At 45.1% G+C, this 816-nt stretch carries 2 pseudogenes; both read left to right on the plus strand.

Features of this window, described 5'->3' with window-relative positions:
- Positions 1 to 235: pseudogene (locus R7190_RS26600) on the plus strand (Na+/H+ antiporter NhaC family protein); the annotation flags it as partial.
- Positions 236 to 449: 214 nt separating this feature from the next.
- Positions 450 to 816: pseudogene (locus R7190_RS26605) on the plus strand (carbohydrate-binding protein); the annotation flags it as partial.

The raw sequence follows: 816 nt of genomic DNA on the forward strand, positions 1-816 counted from the left end.
TGAAACCACGATTCTGTCGTCAACAGGAGCAGGGTGTGAACAGTATGAGCACTTCCGTACACAGTTGCCTTACGCGATGTTGAATGGCGTGATTGCACTTGGGTGCTTTCTTTTGGCAGGCGTTGCTGCCTCACCTGTGATTGTACTTGCGGCGATTGTCGCTCAGTTCGCTATTTACTATGTGCTATCAAAACAGAAGCCAACCGAGCAACTTGAGTCTGTTTCAGCAGAGTAATAGAGATAGAAATATCATCAAACGGAGGCGTAGTCAGCCTCCGCTTTTCTTTTGAGTCAAGGTAACATTTTTCTTGTGACAAAATGTGTGCAAGGACTTATTTATTCATTTTGTCTCGCAGAATGAACTCACTTCGCTCGGCGTTTTTTATATATGATCCACTATATGTCTAGTTATTCCTTGTATATTGTATTGTTAAATCCGGAGACTAGACATGTTTGCACTCAAACATCTTCCTATTGCATTGAGTTGTGTCCTAGCGGCACAAGCGAATGCAAGTATGAATATCCAGCCTGATCCGCAAAATCCGAATGGTTATGTTATTGCTCGTGGTGACGTTCAAGCTATGGAGCAAAGCAAAACCTCTGACCCTATGTATGCCATTTGGTCACAAGCACTAGAAACGCGTCCTAACTCAGTCGTCGAAGCGATTGTTCCTGGAGCGGCAACCAACCCAGAAAACGTGAAGCGTGTAGAGCGCGTGTTCCCTGAAAGTGAGTGGGACTTCCTGACTCAAATGGCGGCACCTGAATACACTTACACGCGTTTCCTACGTGCGATTGGTAAATTCCCAGCATTCT

The organism is Vibrio sp. 1078-1, from assembly GCF_033340475.1.